Origin of the sequence: Flavobacterium sp. J27 (assembly GCF_004303025.1) — a bacterium.
GTDB lineage: Bacteria > Bacteroidota > Bacteroidia > Flavobacteriales > Flavobacteriaceae > Flavobacterium.
Genome location: NZ_PJQW01000007.1, coordinates 198,356 through 219,577, shown reverse-complemented (window position 1 = coordinate 219,577; position 21,222 = coordinate 198,356). Strand labels below are relative to the sequence as shown.

Sequence of the window (21,222 nt, the reverse complement as noted above, 5' to 3'; positions counted from 1 at the left end):
GCACAAAATAATTCTAAAAAAAATCTTAAAATTTGTCATTTTAAGGCGAAATGCGATTCAGAATTAAGGAATAATATGTACTTTAGAGTATTGCTATTATCAAATATGTACACATTAGTAACCCATTTGAAACAATAGCATTATGAAAGCAACGCACACTGTCTCTTTTTTGAAAAAGAATCCTAAGTTGGTTTCTTGTTTATTCTACAAAAATTCTCTTTTTAATACACACAAAAACACTTTTTGGAGTATTTGTTTCTTATTTTGTTTTATCGTATTAACTGGTTTTAAAACAAAACCTGTTTCCGAATGTGATTTATTGCATGAAGGTACTTTTATTTACCAATTTGAAAATAAAGAAGTAAAAGTCGTTATTCATAAAGACATGCATACCGAATATCATGAAGATGGTAAATACATGATACAATCGCGTCTTTTTTGGATAAACGATTGCGAATTTGTGGCTACTTGTGTAAAAAACACCTATCCGAATCCTGCTTATGGTATAAACGACCAAATGCATGTAAAAGTAGATCGTGTTTTGGGGAATGAAATTTATTTTACGTCTTCCATTAACCGCTTTGAATGGACAGGAAAAATGCTAAAAGTGAAGTAGGTTATTAAAACAAACTAGTTTCATTTTCTTGCATTTTCTAATTGCTTAACATACATTTTTAGAGCATTCAACTGTACTTCGTATTTAGCTTGCACATGCAAACCGTTTTTTTCAACTTGTTGCAAGGCTCTATTTTTTACATTTTGCATAATCAGAACTTCTTGTTCAGACAAATCCTTATTATTTTTATGGAGCATTAAAAAACGTAGCGTGTGTTCTGCTTCTTGATATTTTTTTTGCGTTTTTTCTAGTTTCTTTTGTAACAGCACTTCTTCCCTCTTATTTTTTGCTAGTTCTTCCGCTAACATTTTTCTTTTTTTATTTTCTTGAATGCTTCTATGAGTAAGTTCTAGGGTAACCAATGGCAATTGATTTTCACTCTTTAGTAATTTGGCTAATTTTAATATCGCTTCTGTAGGAATATCACGCAATCCAGAAACATACATAGACCAAGTACTTCTAGTAACACCAAGCAGTAAAGCCATTTCTTCTTGAGAAAACAATAAAGGTGTTTTAAAAATATTTCTTTTTTTCATGATGAAACACTTTAAATTAAAAAGCAATATAAAATTTGTGTCAACTCGTTTGTGTCATTTTATTTGACACAAATAGTTTGCCACACTTTTTGTGGCAATTGTATTTTTAAAAAAAAATTGCCACAAAAAACTATATTCCTAAAATTTATTTTAAAGTTACCCAAATAGGCACATGATCGGAAATCGTGCGAGCGGTATGTATATCTAAAAAATCGTGGTAGAAAGGAATAATCCCTTTATCGAGTATTTCAAAACGTTTGGCATTAAAAAAAATATTATCATATTCTGATGCTAAACAATCATTTTGAATGCATTTTTGCCGTAGTGATGTTTTCTGATTCACGAAAACCGACTCATAGCCCATTTTTCGTAAAGGAAAAAAAACAGTATGCGATTGCGGACAATTAAAGTCTCCTATAAAAACTAAATTTTTATTGGGATAAATAGCAGGAAAAAATTTAAAAAACTTAATCTCTGTTTCGGGTTGCATTTTTTTTGTTTTGGCATGAAAATTAACCAAAGTAATCTCTTTTTCTTTGTATTTAAAAGTAGCTAAATATGGTTCTCTTTCTATTTCTTCAACATAAGTAGGTTCTAAGAACGCATTCCCTATTTTTTGTACACTGCTTGGTTTCCATAAAAAAGCATAGCGCTCCGCTTTGTAAGCATTGCCAGAGGTAGCATTACTAATAGTATAATCCCATAGAGTTCCATTTTGATTTAAAACATTTACTAATGCTATTACTGCTTGTTCACCGGCTTCGCTTACTACAACTTCCTGCAAGGCTACAATATCATAATCTTGTATTTTCTGTGCCATATAAGCAATGTCTTTTTCGCTTTTTGAAGCTCCTAAATTTTCAATATTCCAGGAACAAATTTTAATTTGGCTCCAAGCCAAAGCATGAAAAAGAAATAGTAGTAGGAAAAATGATTTGATTTTATAAGACATGTATTCTGTTTTAATCTTCCCAACCGCATAAGGTAAGTCCTAAGGCTTCTGCTTCAGATTGTTTTTTAGGTGTAATTTCGTGTTTGCAATTAGACAATCCTCTACAGGTTTTCTTAAAGTGGTATTTTTTAGCTCCTCTTGGGCCACACAAATATACTTCTTTCTCGTTATAAGGAGAAGAAGTGAGCAGCAATGCACCCAATAGAACTATTAAAAATTTCATTTATCCACTACAAATTCATACGTAATACTGTCTTCGTCTTTGCCTACTAATTTACCATTTTTTACCCATTCTACAAAAACGGCTCTTTTTTCACCTTTTGCATTTATAATTTTACCTGCACCATACTTGTCTCTAATATTTATTGTACCTGTTATTTCATTTCCTATCGTGTCGTGACCTATAATATTGTAATTGTATTCATAATGGTTGCTTCTCCCTGTACGGTATTTATACTCATATTGGGTATCTATATGATAGGTTTTTCGTTCTGGTTCGGTTATTTCTTCTATATCATCGGGAAGAATGGTGTCTTCTTCTTCCGCATAAAAAGATTGTATTTGCTCTTCAGAACTTTTAATGGGCTCTTGATTGGTTTCTTTACAAGAGAGGGAAAGTACTGAAAGTAATAATAGGAGTAGTTTTTTTGTCATAGGGTATTGATTTTATTTCTTGTGATTTAATATTTTCAAGTAATAATAGAATTTATGTTTTGATTCTTCTTAATTTTTTCTATTTCATTTTCTTTCCATTTTTGAACTGCTAATTTTGCAATTTCAGCCTGTGCTAAAGCAATTTCATTCAGTAATTCTGTATTAGATTTTAATTCTGCGTCCAACTTTATTTTACTTTTTTCAGCACTAATTTTTAAAGATGTATTTATACTATCATTTAAATTAGATATAATTAATTTTTGATTCATTATATTTTCATATTCTATTCTTTCCAAAACTTCATCGTAAGGACCTCTAGACGATAATAACTTCACAACTACTGGAGCAGTTTCTAATAAAATAAATAAAATTGTAATCAACCAACTTGCAATACTTATAGTTGAACTATCTTCTGTTATTTTAGAAAGAGCAGCCAACCTTGCTGGTATATCCTGAGCACTTTTTGACCTTAAACTACAATCTGAAAGAAAAACTGTTCTTTTATTATTGTGGTCATCTATTTGTTGCTGAACACCCGCTATCTGTTTTGTATATTGCTGTTCAGTTGTTACAACTTGATCTTTAAGAGTAGTTTTTCTCTCTTCTTTTTGTTTTTCTAAATCGTTAATTTTTATTTCGTTTTTAGCGATTTCATCTTTGTTAATTTTATTTTGATTCAAAGCATTTATAGCGCTTTTATTGTATATTCTTTTGTTGTATAGCTTTACACCGTACTCGTCAAATATTGGTTTATAAGAAGTTCCTTTTATAATTATTTTATTATTACTATCAATTCTACTTTCAAATTGTTTATTTTCATTTTGCAAAGATTTTTCATTTTCTAATAGTGTTTTATATATTCCATCTTTACTAAAGATATCTTCTGTTTTTTGTTTTCTTTCATTTTCTAAGTTACTTTTATTCTTTGCTAATTTATCCCTTGTAATATTCCAATCATTTTCACAATTAGAAATACTTGCATCTGAAATTTCTCCCATAGCTTTATTTATCGCATCTTGAAACAACCTTAATTCTAAAGGCTTAGAAATAGTTACTGCTAATACAAATGCCATGAACAATCTTGGTAAAGCCATAAGAATTTCTTGCTTTATTTTTCCTGTTTTTTTTATACTTGAAACAATATATCTGTCTAAGCTAAATATTACTAAACCCCAAAATATACCTAAAAAAACAGCTATAGGAATAGATTGAAATGTAAAAAAAACAGCATAGCCTCCAGCAAGCATAGCTAATAGAGAAGTTAAAAGAACTGTACTTCCTATACCATGATATTTTGTCTTTTCAGTAGGACAAATCTCTAAAATGCTTTTGTTGGCTCCTGAACAAAAAATTAAAAAATTACTAATATTTGACATTTAAAATTTATTTATCATTTAGTTATTTATTTTCTTACTAATTTTATCGAATACCTTTGAAATAGAATTTGATTTTTCTCTTTTTGAAAGAAAATTTAATTTAGCTTCATTACTTAATCCAATAAAATCCACTTTCTCAAGTTGAAATAAATCCGAATTCAAGTCAACTTTAAAATTTAAATTTGGTGAAGAAATATTTAAATTTGATAGATTTAAGTTCATATTAAACTCCGGAATAGGAACTTGAAGAACTTTTATTTGAGGAACTGGAAAAACTCTAATTTTAATCAATTCAGAATATGTAGTTCCAAAATACCCAACCGCTTTTATTCTATATTCAGTATCTTCTGAAGGATTAAGGTCTATTGAAAAAGAATTTGTAATATCAAACTCCGAAGAACCATCATTTAAAAAAATTTGATAACAATCAATTATATCCCATTTTAAAACAACTGAAATCCCATCTATTATTATATCCCTATCTGCCTCAAATAATAAAATTTTTGGAGGTTCTTGAATAGATAACAAAACTTTTTCCCATTCATTATATGTTGTTCTTTTTATCGGATTCTTATAACCATAATTAATAGTATTGTAAAATTCATTAAAAATAGATTTAGGTAAAACATTATTTAACCAGTTTTTAATTGGTTCATAAATACTACCATTATTAACATTAAAATATGATTCTTTTTTATCAATTTCAGGCCATTTATATTTTAAAAAATAATCATTTGAAACTATGGGACTTAATTCTTTTAGATAATATAAAGGATGTGTTGTAGTTAAAAAATAATGAATACCAACTGCAACAGACCACAAATCTGAAAGTAGATTTACTTTTATTTTTTGTAAACCATTTATATTTACTTGTTTCAACTGTTCCCATATTTCAGGTGCAACCCAATCATTTGGTGCTCCCCAAACATTTGGTTCATCACTTATATTTTCTGTTATTGTACCACTATCAAAATCTATTATAGCGCATTCATTTTTTGCTATATTTACAAAAATTGCTTCTGGTTTTAAATCTGCATGAATAAAAAACAAGTCGTTTAACAGCTTGAATGCTGAAACAAAATGATATGATATAAGCATCTTTTTTTGAATATCTAAGCCTTGATATTCTTTATATAAAGTATCATCTTCTAATATATCTACAAACTCTTCGAAACCAATTCTTTTAAGGTTTGTAGAACTAAAACCTCTTATTTCCTTCCCATTTAATTTACCTGAAAAACTAAATTGTGGAATTCCTTTAAGTGCAGGATATTCATTTAGAAGAGTTTTATTAGTCAAAAGTAATTCTTGATTTTTCTTATTAATCTTATTCTGTAATTTAATTATTGTATCTACATTATGTTGTTGTTTGTTATTATAATCTTCTTTAAAAATTTTAACTACTTGAGGAACACTAGTCTTCTGATTATTTATACTCGTACAAATATATACTTCTCCAAAAGCTCCTTCTGCAATAGGTTTGTCTTCAATTTCAATAGATTTTACATTATTAAAATCTGGAAATAAATCAGTTGATAAAAAAGTCGTTATCTGTATTGTTTTCATTTAATAAATTATGGTAGTTTATGACCTGCTGAGTTATAATGACTCCAAAAGAAGTATCATCATCTATTAGTTTATTTTCAATTAATTTATTGCAAAAACCATCTAATTCATCTCCTAATTTACTTGTTGAGCAATTCTTTAAAAATCCTTGTAGTGTTTCATATAACATACTCATCTTAGTTTCTCCACTTATCCAAAGTCCTCCTTCCTTATCCTTTGCTACTGGTGTTTGGTCTGGACTAAAAAGCCCATCAGTTGAGATAATAAAAATATCTCCAAACATTTGATTATCTTTTGAAACTTCTATAATTGTGGGTCTAATATTTTCTTCTGTACTATTCAATGAAAAATATTTATATAATGCTTCTTTTCCATTTTCATCAATAGTGTGTGGATTCAACAAGTTAATACTAGACCAAGGTAAATACCGTTGAGAAGAAAAATGGGTAAAATTTCCTCTTATTTGCCATATAGATCCGTTACCCACATATGCAATTACAAATTTATTAGGATATTCTATAACACATATTAAAGTTGTTCCAAGTATATTCTCTTTACTCTTTGCCTTTTTTATTTCAGAAATACTGTCTGCTTTTTTTTTCAATTTCTTTAATACTTTCTCAAATAAATCTTCATAATTTATTTTGGATTCTTTAAAATTTTCTAAAAGAAATTTTAATTCTTTAACACATATTTCTGCTCCTTTTTCTGCTAAAAAATGTGAACCAAGTCCATCACCTAAAACAACTCCATTTATATTTAAATTCAAATTATTAAAAGTTGTAATATAATCTTGATTAATTGTTTTTAATGAGATACTTTTTATTTCAGTTAATGAATTCATTATGATATTTTTTTAGATCCTGAAGATTGACTAATTGAAGCTTCAAAAAATTTACGAAGTGATTCCCCATCATAGACAGTCGCATAATATCGAATAGGATCGGTTGCAATACTCTGCATAAGATTTTTAGTATCATTCTTTTCCGTTTCATTATTTGTTCCTATTTCTGATAAGAAAGCACAGGCTATATCAATTCCTCCTTGACTTTTAATTTGATTTGCTATTTTTATCGTTTCATTTGGTTCAAAACACATTCCATCTGACATCAATAAAATTACTACACTATGTCTTAACCCTTCTTTTGAAGCATTTTTTAAAAAATTTTCAGATATTTTTTGAGCTTCTCTAAGTCCTTCAAAAATATGTGTGCCACCTCCTTTACCATTCAACGGATTAAAATCCTCTGTGAAATAGTCGATATCTTTAAATGGTGTAGGTTGTAAGGTAGTCATTGAATTTGTGTCAAACTTAATACAAGAAAAAGAAAAGTTATTTTTAACTCTACTTGCATCAAATCTTGAGAACATTTCCTTAATACCCATTTCAACCTCTTGAGCCTTTGTAAGTTGATTTCTTCCTATTTCGTTCATAGATCCACTTCCATCTAACACTAATATTCCTAATTGATGAAAAGTTTGTGGAATTTCTGGCTTATCAATAACTAATCCTGTATTTTTCATTTTATCTTTTTAAATTAATAACAATCAAACTTAAAACTATTACAAATCAATTCTTTACGGAAAACCGTAAAACAAAATATTATTCTCAAAAACAAAAAAAGACCTAACAAATTATAGTATGTTAGGTCATAAAATTATATTTTGTCTTTTTTGTTACTTCACATATTTGCTCATTACCCAACCTATTTTCTGATTTTTGTTCACTAGTACTTTAATCCAATCTCCTTTTTTTTCAATTAAGGCAAGTTGGTCTCCTTTTACTAATTTTTGAATAATAATACCTGTACTTTTAGGTTCTTTTCTTAGATTTAATGTGGGATGAACAACGGTTACTATTTTACCTGCATCATAATCGGTTTTCACATTGCTTGTTTTTACTTTTGCAATAGTGTTTTTTTTCTTAGCACTAGATGAAAAAGATTTTGATTTTGTTTCCGCACAAACACCGCAACTGCCTCCGCTTGAGCAATGTTTACAACGAACACAGTTTTTACAAACCGTGCAACTAGCCGACCCAGTGCATTTTCCTCCTTCTGTTTCACAACAAGAAGCGAACAATTCTTTTTTTTGAAAGGTTTGGCTTTGCATATTAAATGAAAAAACCAATAATAGTAGTAATAGTGTTGTTCTCATAATTATTTATATTTATGGATAATCTATATATGACCTGTTTGAGAAAGGATTACAATCTTTTAATCTTTTGTATGTAATTTTTATCGCTTTAAAAAAATTATACTTTTGTAAAGCTAAAATTCCATAAGTAGAGCAAGATGGATAATGTAAACATTTATCATATTTTCTTCTTTTTGTAATTTTATATAATTTAATAAACAGAATAGCTATTCTATTAAACGGAGATAATAAAATTCTCAACATTTAATCCTTATTTAACTCTGAATAAACTCTTCTAATTTCATATCCTTTTTCTTTTGTTAAAATAGGAATAACTAATGCTCCTCCAGAAGTACTAATTCTTAATTGGTATCCTTTTTTATTTCCACATCCGCTCGGCTCTTGTGATTCGGTCACTTCTAAGAAAGAAATTTTTTCAAAAGGTAAGATACCATCTTTTTCAACATAGACTTTTCCTTCCATAATCTTCGTTTTATATAAAACTCTCTTATTCGTAAGACAAATCCAATAGTTTTCTTTTTTTCCACTTCCTCCACAACCGCCTTTACTGGTTATAAAAGAAAAATAATACACTTTTTCATTAGACATTAATTGCATGTTCAAATCGGAAGGAATTCCTTCTTCTATAGGCTTTAATTCCATAGTTTTACTTGTTAATTAATAATATCCAAATTTAAAACCACAGAAAATCAATTCCTTACGGTAAACCGTAAAGCATAAAAAAAGACCTACTCAATAGGTTTTTGCTAGGTCTTTCTATTTTTATTGTATTATTATACCAATCCTAAATCTTTGGCTATGGCAATTAAATGTACGGTGTTGTTTGCTTTAAAATTAATTTTAAGTTTATTGATTCGCTTTTCTATAGTGCTTTTACTATTGGGCGTAATGCCTAATTCTTTAAATTTTGCTTCCATTTCATCTTGAGTGATTCCTAAAGACAATTGCTTAATTAAATCTAAATCGTAAGCATCAATTTCATTAGCTGTTTTATCTTGTAGCACATGACTTAAGTTTGGAGAAACATATTTCTTATCTGATTCAGAAACCGTAGTAATGGCCTGTTTTAATTCGGGAATACTGTTTCTGCCTTTCATTACGAAAGCATCAATTTCATATTTTTCAAATAAAGATTTAATACGATAGGGTCTATCTTCAATAGAAAAAGCAATAATTTTAATGTTGGGTTGTTCTTTTTTAACAGCCTCTATTAATTCTTCACCAGAATGTAGTTTTTGAGTTTCTTTTCTATAATCTTCTTTAAAAGACAAATCGGTTATCAGTAATTCATAAGGTGTGTTATTTTGCAAGGCACCTTTTATTTTTAACAACGCATCATCACAATATTTAGCATAATCCATTTCTTCGTCAGGAATATCCAATTCTTTCAGAGCTTGCTTCACAGCAAAGTTTAATCCATCAATATCTTCTGCTATAATTACTTTTGAAAACATATACTATCTTATTTGGGAAATTCAATATTAACTTTTACTCCTTTATTTATTTCTGAATCAAAAGTAATCTTTCCCTTAATGCTAAGAATACGGTTTTCCACATTTAGGAGTCCGTTTTTAAAAACCTTCTCTTTTTCAAAGCCTTTCCCGTTATCAGAATATTTTATTTGTATGTTTTTAAATACACTTTCAAAACGAATTAGTACTAAATTGGCCTTACTGTGTTTTTTCATATTCACTAATAGTTCGTTTAACACACGATAGATTTCAATTTGTTTGTTTTCATTTATATTTTCCCAATCAATTGAAGTTAGTCCTTGCACCATGACATTTACGTGTTCTGAAGTATAACTTATAAACAACTGGTTTAACGTTTCGGCAAAGGCTTTTCCGGTTGTTATTTCACTGGTTTGTTTGGAAATATTTCTGGCTTTGTCATAAATCGCATCTAAATCTTGTAAAATGGTTTCCTTATTATTTGGATTTTGTAAGTCTTGTGTATCTATAAATGTTATGGTGTTAAACACATCGTTAGCTAATTCATCGTGGAGTCTTTTGGAAATTCGGGTTTCGGTTGTATAGGCGATTTTCAGCTTTTCTCTTTTATTTTTGGAACGAATTAGGAAAAAGATTAAAGTTGAAATTATCATAAAGAGGATTAAACTAATGCCTAATCTTTCCTTTTGTACTCTTTCTTTTTCTTTCTCTTTTATAGCTTTATCCGAATTATATTTAATATTTGCAAATTGGTTTTTAGTAGTTTGTCTAATAAATTCTATACTGTCTTTTAAAGAACTAAATTTGTCATAGTACTTTTTAAATTGTCTTGTTTCAGAAGAATTTCTTATCAAAATATCCAATGCTTCTAATCTATCATCTGGACTGTTGACTTTAGTTGCTATTTCATAAGCATTAGTTGCAAATTTATTGGATTCAGATGGAATGGAATCCATAAAAAATCGAGATAAATGCATTAATGGAGCTAATTTTTCATACTCATCGCCTATACTGTCCCTAATATTTAGTGACTTAGAAATATAAAAATAAGCTTTCTTCTTTTGCTTCAAATTAAAATAAGCAAAACCTAAATTATCTATAACTCGAGCATAATCCTCTCTATGTTTTTTTAAAGTATCTAATTTTAGTAATGGCTCAAGAATTTGTATCGTTTTAGAATAATTTCCTTTTTTTAAATAAATTACACCTATATTGTTCTTTATTATTATTTTGTATTTTTCACTACTAGTATTTTTCAACGATAACCTATAATTTTTTATAGCTTTATCATAATCTAATTTTTCTTCATATGAAATTCCTAATAGATTATAGAGATTAGAATTAAAGTTTGAGTTTTCACTGATTTTTAGTGCTTCTGTTACTGTTTCTTCCACACCATTAAAATCTGATTTTATTTTCTGTATATCAGCTAAAAATAACATTGGATATATTCTATCATTTGGATTATTTGAATTACATATTATTCTAGCTTGATCAAAATAAAAATAAGAACTGTCATAATCTTCAGCCATGAATTTATCGTAGCCTTTCTTTTTTAGAGTTTCATATTCATCCTTATTGTTCAATAAATTATTCTTGAAATTATCACATGAAATGAATAAAAGAAATAAAAATAAAAACGGGAAATGTTTCATAACGAATTGCATTTCCCGAATGTATTAAAAAATCAGCAAACTTTTACCATATCCTTATGGAATTGTTGGTAATGGTGGTGGCGGTGGATTTATTTGACCATTTTGACCACCTGTATCATCATCTGCATATTCAGAAGTTTTTATACTATCCGAAATATCTTCAGTCGTACATGACGTAAAGCTTACTAAAAACAAAACAACTGCTATAAATAAATATACAACTCTCATTTTTTTTATTATTAAAATTTGAACGAATATATTAAAAATTTAACAGCCTTTTTACCATACCCTTATGGAATTGTTGGTGCTGGTGGAGGCGGTGGTAATGTTCCCGTTTGCCCACCCGTATCATCGTCTGCGTACTGTGTGGTTTTTACACTATCTGAAACATCTTCGGCTGTACATGAGGTAAAGCTTACTGAAAACAAAACAACTGCTATAAATAAATATATAATTCTCATTTTTTTTCTTGTTAAAAATTGGACATAGGAATAGCCGTTCGAGAAAATCTCGATAATTGATTTTTACAGCTATTGCCGTGAATACTTTGTTGTGGGAAGTGAAGTGCGCTAGAACAGAAAAATCTTATTTATACTTCCCAGATAAAAATCCTAATCTGTTTAGCATCACTTTTTTAGAAGTAGTTTTGTACATTTGTTCTTATCGCGATGAAGAACAAGAACTAAATCTGAGACAAAGTAAAGTCGAATTTTTAGCAGTGTTGATAAAGAATTCCAATCGTTACGAACATTACGAGAAATGCTTAAAAATGTTAAAAAATGTAAATAAATTCCAATCTGCTTATGACTAAAAATACTTCCAAAAACTATTTATTAGCTATCAAAGCGAAATATGATATTGAGAAAAATGGTGATTTTTCACATTTCTTAAATAATCCGACACCTGTATCTATTAAAGATTTTTGCATTGAGATTTTAAAATCTTCTAATTCAAAAACAGACCTTGATATTTTAAAACATTTTTTCAGTTTAAAAGGAGATGAAAAAGATAAATCGATAATTGAAAGATTTGATAATGACAGATTTAGACCAATTTGTAATTTTTTCAATGAGAAAACCAAAAAGCCAAAATATGAATTACACGATTTAATGGCTCTTTTAGTTGATTTAAAACCTAGACCTCTAAACAAATTTTTAAAGGGAGAATTTGAACCAACTACTATGCCTTCAGAAAAAGAAAAAGAAAAAGAAAAAGAAAAAGAAAAAAAAGATGATAACGAATCTACTATCAAAATCAACTTTTTAAGAAAATATATCCGAGAAATTTCTATAGCTGGTTCATCTCTCCTTCTCACTTTTTTAGGCATTAATCATTTTACATCTGAAAAAGAATGGATGGAATGGAAAGTAGATCATTTTCAAACAGTAGATTGGGATGGGAAATCGGATAAAAATTTTAAAATAATAATACCAAAAGATGAAAAATTAATTGAGAATTTTAAAAGAATTATTCCTTGTGATACGACTCCATATGAAAAAAAAGGAAAAGCTTGTTTGTGGTATGGAAAATCGGCTAACGGAAATGAATACGAGTTTTTTACTCATTATGGTCTTCATCCTGAAACGGGTAAAACCTTAAAAAAAGTAACAGCAACCATTATGAATAATTACGGCAAAGGACCTTGCCAATAAACACTCACCACCATGCAAAACCATTACGAATTATCTGACATAGCTTTTGAACAACGCTTCAAAGCCGGTACTTTTCCTCCAGAATTGTTTACTCATGAAGCACACTTACGCCTCGCGTGGATTCATATTCGGTATTATGGTGTGGCTCAAGCCGAAAAAAATATCGTCCAACAATTGCATCACTTTGTAACACAGTTAGGCGCTGAAGATAAATTTAATATGACGCTAACTGTTGCTGCTGTTAAAGTGGTCGCTCATTTTATGTCTAAAGAAAATTACAGTCATTTTAAAGATTTTATGGCAGCTTATCCTAGACTGCTTACACATTTTAAGGAAATGATAGCACAACATTACACACAAGATATTTACCATTCTGAAAAAGCTAAAAAAAGTTTCCTTCTTCCTGATTTATTGCCTTTTAGCTAATTCTTTTCCCTCTGTTTTTTTTCTCGCAATTTGAAAAACAGGTATTTCTACTCATTTTTTTAAACATTATTTAAAATAAATTTGAAAAAATTAAAATAAAAATCTGTAACTTTTAACAGTAGAAATCGCTATTTTATCTTTTCTAAAAAGAAGATAACTTATTAACCATCCGCTTTTATTATAAAAGTAACAAACAAACAAAACATGCATCAAACATCTAAACAACATGATGAAAGAGGAAAAAACAATAGTGATTGGTTGCGATCAAAGTGACATTCTTGCTATTCTATTGGATCGGTTAAAAACCATTCCCAATTTTTTAGTAAATGTTATTTCGGTTTCTCGCATTGCCGATTTATTGAGCATTACCAAGTCATTATATCCTTCTTTACTTATTTTTAATTTCAGAAACAATCAAAACGCAATCGAAGACTTTAATCGCTTTGTAAACAAACCTGAAATTCCTCTGTTGTGCATTTATAATCATTATGACTCACAATCTTATTTGTTTAATGATAAAAATATTATTTTTTCATATGCATTAGACAGCATCAACAACAAGGCCTACTTTACTTCTACCGTACGATCTATTTTTCTTTTAAATAATCAATCTCAAAACGCTCCTCCTGCCACTTCTTTGGCAACTCAAGCTATTGAAAAAGATCTCACTCGAACGAATCGCAATATGAGTCGGTATGTGTTAGAACTAGATCAAAAACTAGAAGTGTTACACAGTGTAAAAGAACGCATTAAAACACTTTGCCCTACGGTTGACAATGCCACGAGAATGGAACTCTTGTCTATTGTAAATGCCATTAAAACATCGGCAAATGACACGAAGCTTTGGGAAGATTTCAAACTTTATTTTGAAAAAACAAATCCTAATTTTTTACTCCTATTAGCTAAAAAACATCCGCAATTGACCACCAAAGACCTAAAATACTGTTGTTATCTCAAAATGAATATGTCTAATGATGACATTCGAAGTTTGTTAGGCATTAATCAAGAAAGTGTACGCACACACAAGTACCGCTTGAAAAAGAAAATGAGACTCAACAAAGAGCTAGACCTACACACTTATTTAAAAGCAATTTAGTTTTTAAATTTCTTTAAAAAACAATTCCCTTATTCTTCTTATACTTTCTTGCAAATCAACTTTGCGAGTCGTCTTCTTATGCTTATTTCTGTACGAATGTGACTCCGTTAATTAAAGTATGTCTACGTTTTGTCTATGCGCTTTTAATGGATGTACACGAAAGGTATATTGTGTTTTCTTCATTTACTAAAAGAAGCCATTTAACTTTACGTCTCTGAAAATAAAATCAATAAGAAAGATTCTTTACGATTCATTTTTATATCATTAAAAGGTTCGATTATGTTAATGAAATCACTACAATTTACCACTACTGTTCTTGATCAATACATCAAGAATAAATATCAATTGGATGAAAGTAAAGTGATTTTAAATAACATTATAGATACTAATGGTTCAATACCTACAAAGAATGAAAACAAAGTTGTTATCTCCTTAATTAATATTGAACAGGAAACATTACAACCTTTTTATGTGCGAAATCAAAAGCTAGCCAATGGCAGTTATGGAGATTTAAACCCTACACAGCGTTTTAACTTGGATTTACTCATTACAGCAAACTTTGAAAATTATGAAGAGTCTTTAAAATTTTTGAATTCGGTTATTCAGTTTTTTCAATCGTATGTGGTTTTAGATGCTACAAATTTTTCCAATATTCCATCTGGTTTAAACAAACTGGAATTTGAGGTAGCCAAATTAAATTACAATCAAATGCACAATTTATGGACGGCTATGGGAGCAAAATACCAACCTTCCATAGTGTACAAAACGCGTTTAATAAGCATTCAGTCTTTTGATAATGAAAACTTTACACCTGCAATAACACAAACCCAAAACAGTTAAATAAGAGTCTTATGAAAACCGCATTCCATATTCTTTTTTCTTTACACGTTTTACATGAGTATTTTGAAAACGGAATGTGTGATTGCCTTGTTTTTAAACCAAATGAAAAAACAGCGTGGTGTATCAAAAAATATGGTTTTAAAATGAACGAGAGTAACAACGGATTTACTTTTTATAGCTCCCAGACTGATACAACAAACTACCTGAACTACATTCAAAACAATACAGAAACAAATTGCTTTGAATTTGATATTATTTCAACGAATTTAAATTTCAATGCTTTTACTGATATTCCTACAGATGTAATCGGTCAGTTTTTATTTACTAGCAATCAAGTAACTCCTGCAACGAATGCATTGGTTTTCCAAAACAATTACACTACTAGTACCCGCATGAATACTATGGGTACACTTAAAATATACTTTACTGATATTATTACGCAAACTGAAAAAGGAATACAAAATAAATATCAAATACAGTTTGCATCCAGAGCTACACAATGGCGCTATTATGTGATTAATCAAAGTCAGTTACCGCTTAGTCAACCTGAAATTGTCAGTAAGCACAACATCAGTTTTGAAGAAGCTACAACTGTTACTATAGACAGCGGAAAAAAAGCATTACTCTTTTCATCGGGTAAAAACTTAATGAAAATGAGCGAAGTGGTAAAATACAAATTCGATTTGGTAGACAAATCGGCAACATCCAATCAATCTGGAAAAATTCTTTTTAGAGGATTACCTAATCCTAATCCAAAATTTCTAGGCATTGAAATGGAAGAGGAAAACAAAATAGTTACATCGCCCATGTATGTATATATATAAACAATTAATAAAAATAAACATGAAAGACCATGATTGAATCTAACATCAAATCACCCGGCGTCTACATTAATGAATTGAATGCATTTCCCAATTCGGTAGTCCCAGTTGCAACAGCAGTTCCCGCATTTATCGGGTACACACCCACAGCTTCGTATGAAGGAAAATCATACACCAATGTGGCTCAGAAAATTACCTCTTTTGCAGAGTTTCAGGCAATTTATTGTTTTCCAGACCCAGCACCACCTGCAAGTCCAGCTAAACAATATGAACCGCAGTATTATTTAGTAAAACAAAAAAGTCAGCCTACTAAAGGAGACTATATGCTTATTGATAATGCTTATTATTCGATAGTTCCTGATCCAAACACAATTTATTACTTATATAATAGTATTAAATTGTTTTATGAAAATGGTGGTGGTGACGCTTACATTGTATCAGTAGGGTCTTATGGTGCTCCATCAAAAACACCTATAAATCCTGGAGACCAAATTATCAACCCTAATGTGCAATTAGCCGATTTACAAAATGGTTTAGCGTTGTTATTAAATGAACAAGAACCCACGATGTATATTTGTCCAGAAGCAACATTACTTAGTGTAGAGAATAACGGTACTTTAATGCAAAGCATGTTATTACAATGTACCGAAATGCAAACTGCAGTTGCCATTTTTGATATTATTGGAGGAAGAAATCCAGATCCAATTATGTATACCAATGATATTGAAACCTTCCGAAACAATACAGGTTCACAAGGCTTAAATTATGGTACGGCATACTATCCTTTTGTAGGCACCACCATCATGCAAAGTCAGGATATCGACTATACTAATTTATTTGGTGGCGATACCAAACAACTCGAAGATATATTAAATCCAGCCGACAATCCAAACCCAAGTGTAGCTAGTATTATGAGTAACATTAACAATCCTTCTTCGGGATTAACGGTTACCCAAAACAATAATGCTTTAATCAACGCTAGTAAAACGTATAGCTTAATGATTAAACACATTTTATTTGATGCTAATATTTTGCCTCCAAGTGGTGGTATGGCTGGAGTAATTACCACAACTGACAATCAAGAAGGCGTTTGGCAAGCACCCGCAAATACATCTATGGTAGGTGTTTCTTCATTACCTATTCGTTTATCGGAAACACAACAAGGAGGTTTAAATGTTGATGCTGTTTCAGGGAAATCAATCAATGCGATTCGTTTCTTTAATGGTTTGGGAATCTTAATTTGGGGTGCCAGAACCTTAGATGGAAACAGCCAAGACTGGAGGTATTTACCAGTGAGAAGAACCATGACTTTCTTAGAACAATCTTGTAAGTTAGCGGCCAATGCTTATGTATTTGAGCCTAATGATAAAAATACTTGGGAAGCTGTAAAAGCGATGATTGGTAGTTTTTTAACTTCTATTTGGAAAGAAGGTGGGCTTCAAGGTGCTTCAGCCTCAGATGCTTTTTCTGTAGCATGTGGATTAGGTACTACCATGACTTCGGAAGACATTTTAAACGGATTTATGAAAGTAACTATCAAAGTAGCTGTAGTACGCCCTGCTGAATTTATCGTACTAACATTCCAACAACAAATGGCTACTTCTAGCTAAAAAGAAAACATTTTTTAAACACAAATTTTACTAATTCTAAAATAAAATATTATGGCAGCAGATGACGGAAGCGTAGAAGGCGCAACATGGCCCATGCCAAAGTTCCGATTTGAAGTGGATCTTGGAACGGAACTAACAAAAGTAGCATTTCAGGAAGTATCTGGAATGGATGTAGAAAATCAAATTATCGAATACCGCAAAAGTAATAGTCCTTTATTTTCAACTGAAAAAATGCCTGGCATTACAAAATATGGAAATGTAACTATGAAGCGTGGTGTATTTGTAAATGACAATACTTTTTGGGATTGGCACTCACAAATAACCATGAATACCATTAAAAGAAGAACGGTTATTATTCGATTATTAGACGAAAAAGGAGGTACAACGATGCAATGGCAATTAAACAATGCATGGCCTACTAAAATTACCAGTACCGATTTAAAATCGGATGGAAATGAAGTGGCAGTTGACACCCTTGAAATTGCACACGAACAGTTAATCATTACGAATGGCAAATAATTATCCTGTTGGATTTTATTTCCAACTTTCTTTTAAAGGGGAAGATGCCGCTTTTAAGGAAGTTTCTGGTATTTCAAAAGAATTTAATATGGAAGAAGTAGTATGTGGTGGGGAAAACAGATTTAAGTATCGGCTCCCTACTCTTACTACGAGCCAGAATTTAGTACTGAGAAGAGCCTTAATTTCAAAGGGATCTGAATTGATGAATTGGTGTGCTACTACATTAGATCAGGGGTTCACTAATCCAATAAAACCTCATGATGTATCGGTTAGTTTATTAGATGAAACGGGTACTGTATCTATCATGTGGACATTTTATAATGCTTATCCTGTAAAATATTCTATTTCAGATTTAAAATCACAGGAAAATGAAATTGTAATGGAATCTATTGAACTGGCATATACTTATTTTGTAATCACCTCGGAAACTTCAACTACGAATTTATTTGCTTAGTTATGCCAATAGAAATTAGAGAGTTAATCATTAAAACTGAAATAGCTTCCAAAAGCAAAATGGAAGAAGACATTCCTAAGGAAATTGAAATGAATGCATTTAAAAAACAAGTACTAGACGAATGTAAAAGAATGATTGCCGAAAAAACAAAAAAGAACAATTATAAAAGATAAAATAAAAACAGTATGAATGGTAGTTTGGAATTAATGAAGATAACAGGATATACTGATGAGAATTTTCAGCAAGCTTTTAGCGGACAGCCTTATACTCTGATGCTTAATCCTGAAAATATTAAATGGCAAAGAGGAATAGAATATAATGAGCAACAAGCCCCTAATACGAGTTCGCCTTCTCAAAAATACAAAAGCACTCCTGTTGAAAGATTAAGTTTCGATATTACCATTGATTGTACGGGCATTGTAGATCCAAATCGTACCGATATGTTTCAGGAAATTAATGCTTTGGAAAGTATTATTTATACTTATAACGGAACCATTCATCGTCCAAATTTTGTAAAAGTACAATGGGGAAAAAACATTGTTTTTAAAGGCGTTTTAAAATCAATGGACACCTCTTTCACACTTTTTAAATCAGATGGAAGTCCTTTAAGAGCCAAGCTGTCTTTAAGTTTTTCAGAATACATTTCTCCACAAAATGTGGAAGAGTTAGATAAAAAAGAATCTCCAGATATTACCCACTTAGTCAATGTCGTCGATGGTAACACCTTACCTCAACTTTGTGAAAAAACATGGAATGATGACTCAATGTATGTTCAGGTGGCTCAATACAATGATTTGAACAAATTTAGAAATTTAAAAGGAGGACAAAAATTAATTTTCCCTCCTATTATACAACCTATATAAATGGCTACACAAACAGAAATAGCGACAGGTAATACAGCAACATTTACGATTAAAGTAGAAGGTAATGCGATTTCTAGCGAACTCAATGTATTATCTGTAACCATAAAAAAAGAAGTCAACAGAATTGCTTCTGCCATCATAACTATTTTAGATGGCGATGCTGCAACTGGTACATTTGATGCTAGTTCTTCTTCCACATTTGTACCTGGCGCAAAAGTAACTATCGAATGCGGTTATGATTCTAAAAATGAAACTGTGTTCCAAGGTGTTATTACCAGCCAAAGCATTCGAGTAGATGAAACTGTAGGTTCTGCTTTAGAAGTAGAATGTCGTGATGAAGCGATTAAAATGATTGTCGGTAGAAAAAGTCTCACTTTCAGCCAAAAAAAAGACAGCGATATTATGGCTTCTATCATCGGAAATTATTCAGGCTTAACAGCCAAAGTAACGACAACCACAACGACTTGGCCAGAACAAATACAGTATTACGCAAGCGATTGGGATTACATAATGGCTAGAGCGGAAAGTAATGGCATGCTAATTACAACCCTCAACGGAACCGTTACTGTAGCTCCTCCAGATGCGAATACTTCGCCTGTTTTAAGTGTTTCTTATGGAAATGGATTAATGCAGTTTAATGCCGTTTTAAATGCCATTACACAAACCAATACTGTAAAAGCAAGCACTTGGGATTTTAAAAGTCAGGCTATTGCTTCCATGCAATCGAATGCGAATGTAACTGGTCCTGGAAATTTATCTACCAAAAAACTTTCTGAAGTAGTTGGACTTTCTGATTATGATTTACAAACATCGGCTCCGCTTGAAAATGATGATTTAACCAATTGGACAAAAGCACAATTAATAAAAAGTGAATATTCTAAAATTCAAGGAGAAGCTAAATTTCAGGGTACCAATTTAGTAAACCCAGGAAACTACATCACATTGGGTGGCCTTGGCGACCGATTTAACGGCGATCATTTTATTTCTAGTGTAACGCATGACTTGTCAGATGGAAATTGGCTCACAGAAATTAGTGTAGGAATACCTCCTGTTTGGTTTACAGAAGAACCTGATGTTATGGCACCACCAGCTTCTGGATTACTTCCTGGAGCTAGAGGTTTATTTAATGCCACTGTTAAAAAAATCTACGACGACCCAGATTCTCAATATCGTATTTTGGTAACCATTCCTTTATTTGACACTAATGGAGAAGGAATTTGGGCTAGGCTTTCTAATTTTTACTCTACTAATGGTGCAGGCGTATTTTTTCTACCAGAAGTAGGAGATGAAGTTATTGTAGGCTTCCTAAATGAAGATCCTCGATATCCAATTATCCTTGGAAGTGTATACAGTAGTTCCAAAATAAAACCGTATGAAGGCTTAAATCCAAATGAGAAAAACAGTATTAAAGCCATTGTTTCTAATGCTAAGATAGCTATCGAATTTGATGATGAAAATGTCGTGTGGACATTAGTTACTCCAAATAAAAATACGGTTGTTGTCAGTGACAAAGACAAACAAATAACAATTAAAGACCAAAATGAAAATAGTATCGTCATGTCTAGTAGTGGTATCACTATAAAAAGTGCTAAAGATATCAATATAGAAGCCACACAAAAAGTAAACATTAAAGGGAATCAAGGTGTCACCATAGATTCATCGGCAGGTGATGTAGCTACAAGTGGCATGAATATAAAAGAAACCGCACAAACACAATATACAGCCAAAGGAAATTTAACCGCCGAAGTACAAGGAGGTACACAATTAACCTTGAAAGCGGCTATGGTAATGATTAATTAAAATATATAAAGATATGCCTCCAGCAGCAAGATTAACAGATTTTCACGAATGTCCCATGCAAACTCCAGCCGTGCCCTCTCCTATTCCTCATGTAGGCGGACCTATAATTGGTCCTGGAGAACCTACAGTACTTATAGGCAAACTACCAGCAGCTCGAGTTGGCGATATGCTAACTTGT

The 21,222-nt window shown here is 30.8% G+C and carries 28 protein-coding genes; 13 read left to right on the top strand and 15 right to left on the bottom strand.

Annotation, left to right across the window (positions count from 1 at the left end; all coding sequences use genetic code 11):
* Positions 1-142: 142 nt before the first annotated feature.
* Positions 143-616, top strand: a complete 474-nt coding sequence (locus CX675_RS11720; protein ID WP_130735422.1) for a hypothetical protein — start codon at positions 143-145, stop codon at positions 614-616.
* A gap of 20 nt (positions 617-636) precedes the next feature.
* Here the strand turns inward: CX675_RS11720 and CX675_RS11715 are convergent, their stop codons facing one another.
* The 15 genes from CX675_RS11715 to CX675_RS19815 all read right to left on the bottom strand — a co-directional run bounded on the left by CX675_RS11715 (position 637) and on the right by CX675_RS19815 (position 11,424).
* Positions 637-1,152, bottom strand: coding sequence for a helix-turn-helix transcriptional regulator (locus CX675_RS11715; RefSeq protein ID WP_130735421.1), 516 nt, complete (start codon positions 1,150-1,152; stop codon positions 637-639).
* A gap of 145 nt (positions 1,153-1,297) precedes the next feature.
* On the bottom strand, positions 1,298-2,104 hold the full coding sequence (locus tag CX675_RS11710; protein WP_130735420.1) for an endonuclease/exonuclease/phosphatase family protein: 807 nt from the start codon (positions 2,102-2,104) through the stop codon (positions 1,298-1,300).
* Between the two features lie 10 nt (positions 2,105-2,114).
* On the bottom strand, positions 2,115-2,327 hold the full coding sequence (locus tag CX675_RS11705; RefSeq protein WP_130735419.1) for a hypothetical protein: 213 nt from the start codon (positions 2,325-2,327) through the stop codon (positions 2,115-2,117).
* Entirely contained in the window at positions 2,324-2,758 is a 435-nt protein-coding gene (locus CX675_RS11700) for a hypothetical protein (RefSeq protein ID WP_130735418.1), read from the bottom strand. The genes CX675_RS11705 and CX675_RS11700 overlap by 4 nt, the downstream gene beginning before the upstream one ends.
* A 35-nt stretch (positions 2,759-2,793) precedes the next feature.
* Positions 2,794-4,134: a DUF4407 domain-containing protein gene (locus tag CX675_RS11695; protein ID WP_130735417.1), complete on the bottom strand. Its 1,341-nt coding sequence runs from the start codon at positions 4,132-4,134 to the stop codon at positions 2,794-2,796.
* Between the two features lie 18 nt (positions 4,135-4,152).
* Positions 4,153-5,700 carry a protein kinase gene (locus CX675_RS11690; protein ID WP_130735416.1) on the bottom strand — a complete coding sequence of 516 codons (1,548 nt, stop codon included), beginning with the start codon at positions 5,698-5,700 and terminating at the stop codon, positions 4,153-4,155.
* A complete protein-coding gene (locus tag CX675_RS11685) occupies positions 5,663-6,544 on the bottom strand; it encodes a protein phosphatase 2C domain-containing protein (RefSeq protein ID WP_130735415.1) in 882 nt (293 codons plus the stop codon). The genes CX675_RS11690 and CX675_RS11685 overlap by 38 nt, the downstream gene beginning before the upstream one ends.
* Positions 6,544-7,224: a vWA domain-containing protein gene (locus tag CX675_RS11680; protein WP_130735414.1), complete on the bottom strand. Its 681-nt coding sequence runs from the start codon at positions 7,222-7,224 to the stop codon at positions 6,544-6,546. Before CX675_RS11680 ends, CX675_RS11685 begins: the two co-directional genes overlap by 1 nt.
* A gap of 153 nt (positions 7,225-7,377) precedes the next feature.
* Positions 7,378-7,857 carry an SH3 domain-containing protein gene (locus tag CX675_RS19825; RefSeq protein ID WP_165396033.1) on the bottom strand — a complete coding sequence of 160 codons (480 nt, stop codon included), beginning with the start codon at positions 7,855-7,857 and terminating at the stop codon, positions 7,378-7,380.
* A gap of 12 nt (positions 7,858-7,869) precedes the next feature.
* A complete protein-coding gene (yidD, locus tag CX675_RS20335) occupies positions 7,870-8,100 on the bottom strand; it encodes a membrane protein insertion efficiency factor YidD (RefSeq protein WP_130735413.1) in 231 nt (76 codons plus the stop codon).
* On the bottom strand, positions 8,101-8,499 hold the full coding sequence (locus CX675_RS11665; protein WP_130735412.1) for a PH domain-containing protein: 399 nt from the start codon (positions 8,497-8,499) through the stop codon (positions 8,101-8,103).
* Between the two features lie 131 nt (positions 8,500-8,630).
* Positions 8,631-9,311 (bottom strand): response regulator transcription factor, encoded by a 681-nt coding sequence (locus CX675_RS11660; protein WP_130735411.1) that lies wholly within the window; start codon positions 9,309-9,311, stop codon positions 8,631-8,633.
* 8 nt (positions 9,312-9,319) lie between these two features.
* A complete protein-coding gene (locus CX675_RS11655) occupies positions 9,320-10,963 on the bottom strand; it encodes an ATP-binding protein (RefSeq protein ID WP_165396032.1) in 1,644 nt (547 codons plus the stop codon).
* A 54-nt stretch (positions 10,964-11,017) separates the two neighbouring features.
* Positions 11,018-11,191, bottom strand: a complete 174-nt coding sequence (locus CX675_RS19820) for a hypothetical protein (RefSeq protein WP_165396031.1) — start codon at positions 11,189-11,191, stop codon at positions 11,018-11,020.
* Between the two features lie 62 nt (positions 11,192-11,253).
* A complete protein-coding gene (locus tag CX675_RS19815; protein ID WP_165396030.1) occupies positions 11,254-11,424 on the bottom strand; it encodes a hypothetical protein in 171 nt (56 codons plus the stop codon).
* Positions 11,425-11,766: 342 nt separating this feature from the next.
* Here CX675_RS19815 and CX675_RS11650 point away from each other — a divergent pair, with 342 nt between their 5' ends.
* From CX675_RS11650 to CX675_RS20155, 12 genes are all read left to right on the top strand, one after another.
* Complete coding sequence (locus CX675_RS11650; protein WP_130735409.1) at positions 11,767-12,615, top strand: hypothetical protein; 849 nt, start codon at positions 11,767-11,769, stop codon at positions 12,613-12,615.
* A gap of 12 nt (positions 12,616-12,627) precedes the next feature.
* Complete coding sequence (locus tag CX675_RS11645; RefSeq protein ID WP_130735408.1) at positions 12,628-13,041, top strand: hypothetical protein; 414 nt, start codon at positions 12,628-12,630, stop codon at positions 13,039-13,041.
* Between the two features lie 226 nt (positions 13,042-13,267).
* Complete coding sequence (locus CX675_RS11640; protein ID WP_130735407.1) at positions 13,268-14,137, top strand: hypothetical protein; 870 nt, start codon at positions 13,268-13,270, stop codon at positions 14,135-14,137.
* 279 nt (positions 14,138-14,416) lie between these two features.
* A complete protein-coding gene (locus tag CX675_RS11635) occupies positions 14,417-14,977 on the top strand; it encodes a DUF4255 domain-containing protein (protein ID WP_130735406.1) in 561 nt (186 codons plus the stop codon).
* Positions 14,978-14,988: 11 nt separating this feature from the next.
* Complete coding sequence (locus tag CX675_RS11630; protein WP_130735405.1) at positions 14,989-15,801, top strand: hypothetical protein; 813 nt, start codon at positions 14,989-14,991, stop codon at positions 15,799-15,801.
* A 29-nt stretch (positions 15,802-15,830) separates the two neighbouring features.
* The gene (locus tag CX675_RS11625; protein WP_165396029.1) at positions 15,831-17,408 is read left to right on the top strand and encodes a phage tail sheath C-terminal domain-containing protein; all 1,578 of its coding nucleotides are present in this window, start codon (positions 15,831-15,833) and stop codon (positions 17,406-17,408) included.
* Positions 17,409-17,459: 51 nt separating this feature from the next.
* Positions 17,460-17,927 (top strand): phage tail protein, encoded by a 468-nt coding sequence (locus tag CX675_RS11620; RefSeq protein ID WP_130735404.1) that lies wholly within the window; start codon positions 17,460-17,462, stop codon positions 17,925-17,927.
* A complete protein-coding gene (locus tag CX675_RS11615; RefSeq protein ID WP_130735403.1) occupies positions 17,917-18,381 on the top strand; it encodes a phage tail protein in 465 nt (154 codons plus the stop codon). The genes CX675_RS11620 and CX675_RS11615 overlap by 11 nt, the downstream gene beginning before the upstream one ends.
* Before the next feature lie 2 nt (positions 18,382-18,383).
* Positions 18,384-18,554, top strand: a complete 171-nt coding sequence (locus CX675_RS19810; RefSeq protein ID WP_165396028.1) for a DUF5908 family protein — start codon at positions 18,384-18,386, stop codon at positions 18,552-18,554.
* A 12-nt stretch (positions 18,555-18,566) separates the two neighbouring features.
* On the top strand, positions 18,567-19,244 hold the full coding sequence (locus CX675_RS11610; protein ID WP_130735402.1) for a hypothetical protein: 678 nt from the start codon (positions 18,567-18,569) through the stop codon (positions 19,242-19,244).
* Positions 19,245-21,044 carry a type VI secretion system tip protein VgrG gene (gene vgrG / locus CX675_RS11605; protein ID WP_130735401.1) on the top strand — a complete coding sequence of 600 codons (1,800 nt, stop codon included), beginning with the start codon at positions 19,245-19,247 and terminating at the stop codon, positions 21,042-21,044. It abuts the gene before it with no gap.
* A 13-nt stretch (positions 21,045-21,057) separates the two neighbouring features.
* Positions 21,058-21,222 (top strand): PAAR domain-containing protein (locus CX675_RS20155; protein WP_240723636.1); only part of this gene is annotated, 165 nt, incomplete at its 3' end.